10 protein-coding genes are annotated in these 8,548 nt (G+C 37.1%); 5 read left to right on the forward strand and 5 right to left on the reverse strand.

The window, feature by feature from the left end; translation table 11 throughout:
- Positions 1-111 precede the first annotated feature (111 nt).
- Positions 112-1,929, forward strand: a complete 1,818-nt coding sequence (pepF, locus tag RUH74_RS12635; protein ID WP_313800671.1) for an oligoendopeptidase F — start codon at positions 112-114, stop codon at positions 1,927-1,929.
- Positions 1,930-1,973: 44 nt separating this feature from the next.
- On the opposite strand, the gene RUH74_RS12640 is transcribed toward pepF, so the two are convergent.
- From RUH74_RS12640 to RUH74_RS12660, 5 genes are all read right to left on the reverse strand, one after another.
- A complete protein-coding gene (locus tag RUH74_RS12640) occupies positions 1,974-2,159 on the reverse strand; it encodes a hypothetical protein (RefSeq protein ID WP_396230025.1) in 186 nt (61 codons plus the stop codon).
- 286 nt (positions 2,160-2,445) lie between these two features.
- Complete coding sequence (locus RUH74_RS12645; RefSeq protein ID WP_313800672.1) at positions 2,446-3,333, reverse strand: ClpXP adapter SpxH family protein; 888 nt, start codon at positions 3,331-3,333, stop codon at positions 2,446-2,448.
- Positions 3,330-3,737, reverse strand: coding sequence for a globin domain-containing protein (locus RUH74_RS12650; protein WP_313800673.1), 408 nt, complete (start codon positions 3,735-3,737; stop codon positions 3,330-3,332). The genes RUH74_RS12645 and RUH74_RS12650 overlap by 4 nt, the downstream gene beginning before the upstream one ends.
- 256 nt (positions 3,738-3,993) lie before the next feature.
- Positions 3,994-4,632: a lytic transglycosylase domain-containing protein gene (locus RUH74_RS12655; protein WP_313800674.1), complete on the reverse strand. Its 639-nt coding sequence runs from the start codon at positions 4,630-4,632 to the stop codon at positions 3,994-3,996.
- A 19-nt stretch (positions 4,633-4,651) separates the two neighbouring features.
- Positions 4,652-5,239: a CYTH domain-containing protein gene (locus RUH74_RS12660; RefSeq protein ID WP_313800675.1), complete on the reverse strand. Its 588-nt coding sequence runs from the start codon at positions 5,237-5,239 to the stop codon at positions 4,652-4,654.
- A 123-nt stretch (positions 5,240-5,362) separates the two neighbouring features.
- On the opposite strand from RUH74_RS12660, the gene RUH74_RS12665 reads away from it, so the two are divergent.
- The 4 genes from RUH74_RS12665 to RUH74_RS12680 all read left to right on the forward strand — a co-directional run bounded on the left by RUH74_RS12665 (position 5,363) and on the right by RUH74_RS12680 (position 8,231).
- Positions 5,363-5,734 carry a UPF0738 family protein gene (locus RUH74_RS12665; protein WP_313800676.1) on the forward strand — a complete coding sequence of 124 codons (372 nt, stop codon included), beginning with the start codon at positions 5,363-5,365 and terminating at the stop codon, positions 5,732-5,734.
- Positions 5,735-5,813: 79 nt separating this feature from the next.
- Positions 5,814-6,446: a GTP diphosphokinase gene (gene yjbM, locus RUH74_RS12670; RefSeq protein WP_313800677.1), complete on the forward strand. Its 633-nt coding sequence runs from the start codon at positions 5,814-5,816 to the stop codon at positions 6,444-6,446.
- Between the two features lie 41 nt (positions 6,447-6,487).
- Positions 6,488-7,282: an NAD kinase gene (locus RUH74_RS12675; protein ID WP_313800678.1), complete on the forward strand. Its 795-nt coding sequence runs from the start codon at positions 6,488-6,490 to the stop codon at positions 7,280-7,282.
- A 64-nt stretch (positions 7,283-7,346) separates the two neighbouring features.
- Positions 7,347-8,231: an RluA family pseudouridine synthase gene (locus tag RUH74_RS12680; RefSeq protein WP_313800679.1), complete on the forward strand. Its 885-nt coding sequence runs from the start codon at positions 7,347-7,349 to the stop codon at positions 8,229-8,231.
- Positions 8,232-8,548 lie beyond the last annotated feature (317 nt).

Genomic DNA, 8,548 nt, shown 5'->3' on the forward strand with positions numbered 1-8,548 from the left:
AATAGAGGGAGGTAAATTTCGATCAAAAGGAGGATTTTGTACGCAAGGATAGAAATAAACATATAAGAATTTTTTTCGTATGACGAAATGTTGATTGGAGGAATAAGAAAAATGACTAACGAAGCAGCAGTTAAAAAACTTCCGAATAGAAGTGACATCCCTGTAGAGGATACGTGGAGACTGGAAGATATTTTTGCTAGTGATGAAACATGGGATAAGGAATATAAAGATGTAGAAGCACTGGTCCCAGAAGCAAGCAAATATCAAGGCAAGCTTGGTGAAAGTGCAGATAAATTGTATGAGGCCCTACAGTATCAGGATCACTTACTGGAACGTCTCTCAAAGCTTTATACATATGCACATATGCGCTATGACCAGGATACAACGAACTCCTTTTATCAAGGGATGGATGACCGAATTAAAGGGTTATATTCACAAGCGGCAAGCAGTCTTGCTTATATTGTTCCAGAGCTGCTTGCTGTGGATGAAGAGAAAATTAATACCTTCTTAAAGGAAAAGGGAGAACTGCAAGTTTACAAGCATTCTTTAGAAGAAATTAACCTGCAGCGTCCACATGTTTTATCTGCGGAGGCAGAAAGCTTGCTTGCTCAAGCTTCAGAAGTATTCGGAGCATCAAGCAATACGTTTGGCATGCTAAATAATGCGGACCTCGAGTTCCCATCTATTAAGGATGAGAATGGGGAAGAAGTGGAGATTACTCATGGACGTTACATCCGCTTTCTGGAAAGTGATGATCAGCGTGTAAGACATGATGCATTTAAAGCGGTTTATGACACATATGGCAAGTTCCGTAATACATTTGCAAGTACTTTAAGCGGAAATGTGAAAACCAATAATTTTAATGCAAAAGTAAGAAATTATGATTCTGCACGTCATGCCGCACTTGCAGCTAATAATATTCCTGAGTCTGTATATGATAATCTTGTAAAAACAGTGAACGATAACCTCCACTTATTGCACCGTTATGTGAAGCTGCGCAAAAAGGTGCTTGGATTAGAAGAGCTTCATATGTACGACCTTTACACACCTCTTGTAAAAGATGTGAAAATGGAAGTCAAGTATGATGAAGCAAAGGATTTGATTTTAAAAGGATTGACACCTTTAGGGGAAGACTATCTAAATGTACTTAAAGAGGGCTTTGATAATCGCTGGGTTGACGTCCATGAAAATAAAGGGAAGCGAAGCGGTGCCTATTCATCTGGAACATATGGGACAAATCCATATATTTTGATGAACTGGCAAGACAATGTGAACAATCTGTTTACACTGGCACATGAATTTGGTCATTCGGTTCATAGTTATTATACGAGGAAATCACAGCCATACCCGTATGGAAACTATTCCATTTTTGTTGCAGAGGTTGCTTCTACTTGTAATGAATCGCTTCTAAATGATTACTTGCTAAAGACAATCGATGATGAGAAGAAGCGCTTATTCCTGCTAAATCATTATCTGGAAGGCTTTAGAGGAACAGTATTCCGCCAAACTATGTTTGCCGAATTCGAGCATCTCATTCATCAGAAGGTACAAAATAATGAAGCGTTAACCGCTGAATCATTAACTAAGGAATATTATGAGCTGAATAAGAAGTATTTTGGAGAAGAGGATCTTATAATTGATGAGGAAATCGGCTTAGAATGGTCTCGAATTCCGCATTTCTATTACAATTATTATGTTTATCAATACGCTACTGGCTTTAGTGCAGCGACTGCATTAAGCAAACAAATTTTAGAAGAAGGAAATCCTGCAGTTGAGCGATATATTGAGTTCCTAAAGGCGGGAAGTTCTGATTACCCAATTGAAGTATTAAAGAAAGCGGGCGTAGACATGACAAGCTCAAAACCAATCGAGGATGCTTGTAAAGTGTTTGAGGAAAAATTAACTGAAATGGAAAATCTGCTTAGTTAATTGGAGGAAAGGAGAACGGGTATTAGTCCCGTTCTCCTTTCCTGTTAAAATCCTTTAAATTTTTTTCGATCATTCATAAAGGTAATAAAAATAAACACAGATAAAAAAAGAATTGGCGAGCTAATATAAATTGGAAATATTTTCATAAGGCCGAGAATATTTAATACAAAGGAGAAAAGGATAAAGAGAATCATCATAGCCATCGTCAGCCTTTTCATTTTCATTTGCATTCTTCCTCCCCAAATCGAAGTGTCCTGTTTATGAATTGTATGCGCTTGTCCATGATTTATGCGATGGATATGACAATCTTGTGAAAAAACACACAAACTTATTGTCGATAAATCGTTTAAGTGCTATATTAATGACATGAAGTTGATCACAAACAAACATTAACCCCTTGTTTGGGCCGTGAAAAATTTCTCCCATCCCCTTTGTTCGATAAAAACAGGAAAAAGACCATGCTGACGAAGAGCATGGTCTTTTTCTGAATGTAATAATATAAGTTCGTTTTATAAGTCAGGGTTGATTTAATTCATTATACTTCCAAAACATTCCGTATTTAACGGGAATTTGTTCAACTATTTGCTTCAATTGCAGCTTCTTCATTTCTTTTTCTACTTCATTAACGGTTAGATTATAGACTACTGCAATTTCTTGTGATGCAACAAATTTAAAATATTGTAAAAAGACTTCTAATGGCGGTAGAACAGACCGCTCAGGCTTCTTCATTAACATTTCCTCTAAGATTTGTTCATACACTTCATAAGGGTAATTACCGGTAATCTTAATTCCTTCTTCTTCAATATGTTCATTAAAGAAGACAAGTGTTGGGATTTCCTGAACCTCCATTTCGGAAGTGATTTTTAAATCACATTGGAGGGCTTTTGCAGCACTTTCAGAATGAACATCTGAAATGAATTCATCAACATCAAGTCCAACCGTTTTCGCACACTTTGTTAAAATGTCTAGGCTAGAAACATTTTGTTTTTCTAAAAATAAAACCTCTTGCAGTTTTCGTAAGAAACGGATACCGGCTCTTCTCCCTTGAAGCTCCGCAGCTTTTATGGCAATGGAGGCAAGATGCGGAGAGGAAATAGGATTCTCCAGCCAAAGATTGCCATCACATGACATTCCTGAACGACTGGCAGTTTTTTCCCAAAACTCAGCCATGTTTTCATAGTTTTGCTTTCTGGCTATATTAAGCGTTGCTAACCTCCCGCTTAATACATGTTTAATGGAAAAATACCGGCCGTATTCAATCATTAGTTTTTTTATAATTGGTTCAAGTGCCCAGCACTCTGGACAAAGAGGATCAATGAACATGTACAATTCAAGCGGCTTCTTCTCACTGCCATGACAATGAGGAGATGACGACTTTGATTTGAATGAATCTTGATTGTTCACAAGTTCTCACCTTTCATCATATCATTTTCAGATGTATTAACCATATGCTGTGCAGTTAAAAAGAGTCGTGCATAAAAGTCCTCTCTTACAGGTCCATAAAGTTCTACTTCATCCATAGCATCGTTCATGCATGATAACCAAGCTTTCGCCCTCGTTTCAGTTATTTCAAAGGGCATGTGTCTAGCACGGAGCATAGGATGTCCATGTTCAGATGTATATAAAGGGGGACCACCCAAATATTGGGTTAAAAATTGTTTTTGTTTTCTAGCTGTTTCTGTAAGATCATTTGGGAAAATAGGAATAAGATCAGGATGTTGCCCAACGCGTTTATAAAAAGCCTCAACAAGCTGGTGAAGCTTATCCGCACCGATTGAATCGAAAGGTGTATTCATTTTCTCGACCATACTAATACTCCTTTTTATGGAATGGAAAGCATTCCATACATCGTTGAATTACCCTTATTCTATCAATGAGTGCTTTATATCTCAAATAAATAGCTTACAATGGCAAATTCTCACAAATGAACGGGCAGTAGACCTCCCATTAAATGTGCAGAAAGAACAAAAAAGTATAAGAATGCATTTTTTAATAAGTATGTTTGTCTTGGCTTTTCTTTACAGACAAAAACCGTCCATTCATTAGACGGTTTTAGGGCTTTGGTTATGCCAGAAAGTTAGATTTAATTTTTTGCACATAATTTTGAGTTTCTTTAAATGGAGGAATTCCCCCATATTTGTCAACATTCCCTGGACCGGCATTGTAGGCAGCCAAGGCTAATTCAATATTTTCATTATACTTATTTAACATTTGCCGCAAATACTTGGCACCACCGAATACATTTTCCTGTGGATCAAATACATTTTTGACACCTAACCCTCTTGCAGTTTCGGGCATTAATTGCATAAGGCCAGATGCACCTGCATAACTAACAGCATTCGGATTAAAGTTTGATTCCTGCTTAATGACTGAATGCAGCAGTTTTTCTGGAATATTATATAGCGATGCTGCCTTTTCAATAATTTCATTAAAGTTCTTATTCGTTCCAGAAAACTTTGTAAGATGAACAGGCGGTAATGCTGTACCTGCTGTTGGAGTAACAGGTGTATTCAAATAGGATTGCAAGGATGAAACTGTTCCTTGCTCATTATTAGATGAATCAACTGAACTAAGGCTTGCTTCAGATAAAAATTCTGTAAGAAGATCTTGAAACATTGTATTTGTATCAGGCCCAGTTTGGGAATTGCCAAAGCCCTTCAATGCTTGTAGTTCAAGCATTACTTTCAATTGCTCGACATTCATAAAATACTTTCTCCTTTAATCAATCGTTATGCTGCATATACTTTTCATTATAAAAGCGTTTAATTTTGTTTTCTGTTTTTCTTACAGGGATTTCTAATTGTGCCAGCAAAGAAGCAAACTTCTTCTGGCCGTCTATTCTATTGCTTACTTCATATTCTAACTCAAAATCTTCTATATTTAAATAGAAACTATTGTCTAAAACAACCAGTCCTTTTTCATATTCCACTTCAGCTCGTTTTGTTGTTAATGAACCAAAATATTGAATCCTGTTTGGATTGATATTCATTTCTTTAATGAGGCGTTTAATCGTCTCATCCATGATCTTCCCAGTTTTAAACATGATTTCTGCAGTGTATGGATCAAGTGTTTCATTTGTTTCTAGGAGAGCATCCTGATATGGCTGTTTTAATGTTAGTTCATATTTCCCTTCTTTTTTTCGGATACGGAGGGCTGAACCTTGTTCTTTTAAGGCAAAATCAGATGTATCAAAATAATGATTTTCCTGTGTGAAAAAATCCATTTCACTTAATTTAAAATGGTTGACTAGCCTTTCAAATTCTTGTTTGGTAAGTAAGTTTTTGAATTCAATTTCAATATTTTGAGACAAAGAACATTCATCCTTTCAATCAGTCATCATCTTATTATCGCTTTCTTCTCATTTATCAGCAATTTTTTTTAGATTATTTCTCGCCGTGTGATAGAATAATAAAAGAGTTTGGAGGTAGGTAAAATGAAAAAGAAAATAAAAATAATGAATGTTGAATGGAATAAAAATGAGGAATTGCTACTGAGAGTTGAAGAAGGAACTTCGATTTCGGCAATGAAGCCGATGGGCCAAATGCTTGTTGATTCAGATCATTTGTCTTTTATATATGTTGTAGATATGCAAGATGATTATACATACATCTCCATCCCAGAGGGAACATGGCCTGAGTTAAAAAAAGCGCTTGATCAGCATGCAGATGTATACATAAGTGACCAAAAGGAACGTTTGCTTCTTACTGAATTTCACGAGGAATTGAGCTACTTGATCGAGAATATTAAAGGTAATAGCAATTATGGGGAAAGAATGGTTGAAAAAGTAGAAGCACTTTTTTTATAAATTTATAGATCATCCACCCGAGCCTATTTTTTCAGGCTATCTGACATAAACATAAAATGGATAAGGTGGTGTTATACATATGAAAAGTTGGGATGAATTTTTAAGCCCGTATAAACAAGCAGTGGAGGAATTGAAAATAAAGCTAAAAGGGATGAGAAAGCAGTATGAGCAAACATCGTCTCATTCACCAATCGAATTTGTGACTGGCAGGGTAAAACCAATTGCTAGTATTTTAGATAAAGCAAATCAAAAAGGGATTCCTTTAGATAAACTGGAAACTGAAATGCAGGATATTGCGGGCTTACGAATGATGTGCCAGTTTGTTGATGATATTAAGCGTGTTGTCGAACTGCTTAGAAATCGAAATGACTTTGAAATCGTCGAAGAAAGAGATTACATATCTCATAAAAAGGTGAGTGGTTATCGCTCCTATCATGTTGTTATCCGGTATCCAGTTCAAACCATCCATGGGGAAAAGAAAATTCTTGCTGAAATTCAGATTCGGACACTAGCTATGAATTTCTGGGCGACTATCGAGCATTCTTTAAATTACAAATATAAAGGACAGTTCCCAGAGGATATTCAAATGAGGCTGCAGCGTGCAGCGGAAGCGGCTTTCAGGCTTGATGAGGAAATGTCTCTCATTCGCGGAGAAATTCAAGATGCGCAGGCATTTTTTACGAAGAAAAAGGAACAACAGGAAAATACATAAAGAAGTCATTCGCATTTCTAATATGGAGGAGCATGATACGAATGAAATTTGCTATTACGTCGAAAGGTGATACAAAATCGAATACGCTCATGCATAAAATGAAAACGTATTTAATAGATTTTGATCTGATATATGATGAAGAGAAGCCAGATATCGTTATCTCAGTAGGCGGAGATGGCACACTGCTGTATGCATTTCACCGCTACACAGGACGTCTTGACAAGACCGCTTTTGTTGGGGTACATACAGGTCATTTAGGCTTTTATGCGGATTGGGTTCCAGAGGAAATTGAAAAGCTTGTGATTGCAATCGCCAAAACACCTTTTCAAGTGATCGAATATCCACTGGTTGAAGTCATTATTCGTTATCAGCATGGAGGCAGAGAAACACGGTTTCTTGGATTGAATGAAGCCACTGTAAAGGCTGTTGATGCGACTCTCGTTATGGACGTGGACATTCGCGGTCAGCACTTTGAACGTTTTAGAGGGGATGGACTATGTGTGTCAACTCCTTCAGGAAGCACCGCCTATAATAAAGCACTTGGCGGTGCGATTCTGCATCCTTCAATATCGGCCATCCAGCTGGCAGAAATGGCATCTATTAATAATAAGGTTTTCCGGACAGTCGGATCTCCGCTCGTCCTCCCGGCACATCATACATGCACGTTGAAACCAGTTAATGCACCGGACTTTTTAATTGCTGTTGACCATTTAACCATGCTGCATAAAGATGTGAAGTCCATCCAATTTAGAGTGGCAGATGAGAAAATCCGCTTCGCACGCTTCCGGCCATTTCCATTCTGGAAAAGGGTCCATGACTCCTTTGTTGCAGACTAAAAGAAAGCGGAGGCGGCTTGTTTAAGGGCGACAAGTGATAAGATGAGCTGCTATGAGGTATGTTATGACAAGATTTCAATTACAATGGCAAGTAACTGAGCGTGAAGCCAATAAAATCATTAAGGATTTTTTAAAAGAAAAGCAAATCTCAAAAGCCGCATTAACAGATATAAAGTTTAATGGCGGTTTTATTTCAGTAAATGGAATGGAACAAACGGTTAGGTATTTACTCAAGCAGGGGGATATGCTCACCATCGGCTTTCCTTTCGAATATCCTAGCGAAGGTATGAAAGGGGAGTGGATTCCGTTACATATCTTATATGAGGATGATTTTATACTTGTTGTGAATAAACCTGCAGGTATGAGCACGATCCCATCAAGAGAACATCCTATTGGAAGCTTGGCCAATGCTTTAATTGGACACTACGAAAAAAAAGGTTTGAAGGCAACCGCTCATATTGTTACAAGACTGGATCGTGATACATCTGGAATTGTGCTCATCGCAAAACATCGACATGTCCATCATCTATTAAGTGAGCAGCAAAAGGCTAAAGGTGTAAAAAGGGTGTATGAAGCATTTGCAGAAGGCGTTTTTTCAAATCGGATTGGTGTAATCGATCAGCCAATTGCACGTAAGAAGGACAGTATTATCGAACGTGAAGTCAGCCCGGATGGACAAGTTGCTCGTACTCAATATGAAGTGATTGCTTGTTATCAGTCATTTTCACATCTAAAACTGCAATTAGAAACAGGCCGTACACATCAAATACGTGTTCACCTATCTTATTTAGGTCATCCGTTATTAGGGGATGATTTATATGGTGGAAAAATCAACTTAATGAATAGGCAAGCTCTTCATTGTTGTGAGCTAAGTTTTTATCATCCATTTTTGGATAAACATTTAACCTTCCAGCAGGAGCTGCCTGAGGATATGAGGAAGCTAATTTGAAAAAAGCCGGGACCCCGGCTTTTTTGTTTTATTATAAGTTGAACGCCTATTGGTTTAATACAATAGTTAAGAACCTAGAAAAGTAAAAAACAGAAAAAGTGGTCACGTTAAATGATTTCAGAACCCAAAAAAGTAAAAAAAACGGAAAAAATAAGGATCGTAAAATGATTTTGGAACCCGAAAAAGATAAATTCTGGAAAAATAGGGTTCATAAATTGATTTTGGAACTTTAAAAAGTTAAATAATGGAAAAATCGGGTTCATAAAATATTTTCGACTCAAGAATATCCGGGATCACGAAATTTTTTATGGATTCAT

This window comes from Cytobacillus sp. (assembly GCF_032154635.1).
In the GTDB taxonomy this organism is placed as follows: domain Bacteria; phylum Bacillota; class Bacilli; order Bacillales; family Cytobacillaceae; genus Cytobacillus.

Bases quoted from the DNA above. Each gene is read 5' to 3' on its own strand.
- pepF (WP_313800671.1), top strand. From the start codon at position 112: ATGACTAACGAAGCAGCAGTTAAAAAACTTCCGAATAGAAGTGACATC.
- RUH74_RS12640 (WP_396230025.1), bottom strand. From the start codon at position 2,159: ATGCAAATGAAAATGAAAAGGCTGACGATGGCTATGATGATTCTCTTT.
- RUH74_RS12650 (WP_313800673.1), bottom strand. From the start codon at position 3,737: ATGGTCGAGAAAATGAATACACCTTTCGATTCAATCGGTGCGGATAAG.
- RUH74_RS12655 (WP_313800674.1), bottom strand. From the start codon at position 4,632: ATGAATGTCGAGCAATTGAAAGTAATGCTTGAACTACAAGCATTGAAG.
- RUH74_RS12665 (WP_313800676.1), top strand. From the start codon at position 5,363: ATGAAAAAGAAAATAAAAATAATGAATGTTGAATGGAATAAAAATGAG.
- yjbM (WP_313800677.1), top strand. From the start codon at position 5,814: ATGAAAAGTTGGGATGAATTTTTAAGCCCGTATAAACAAGCAGTGGAG.
- RUH74_RS12675 (WP_313800678.1), top strand. From the start codon at position 6,488: ATGAAATTTGCTATTACGTCGAAAGGTGATACAAAATCGAATACGCTC.
- RUH74_RS12680 (WP_313800679.1), top strand. From the start codon at position 7,347: ATGACAAGATTTCAATTACAATGGCAAGTAACTGAGCGTGAAGCCAAT.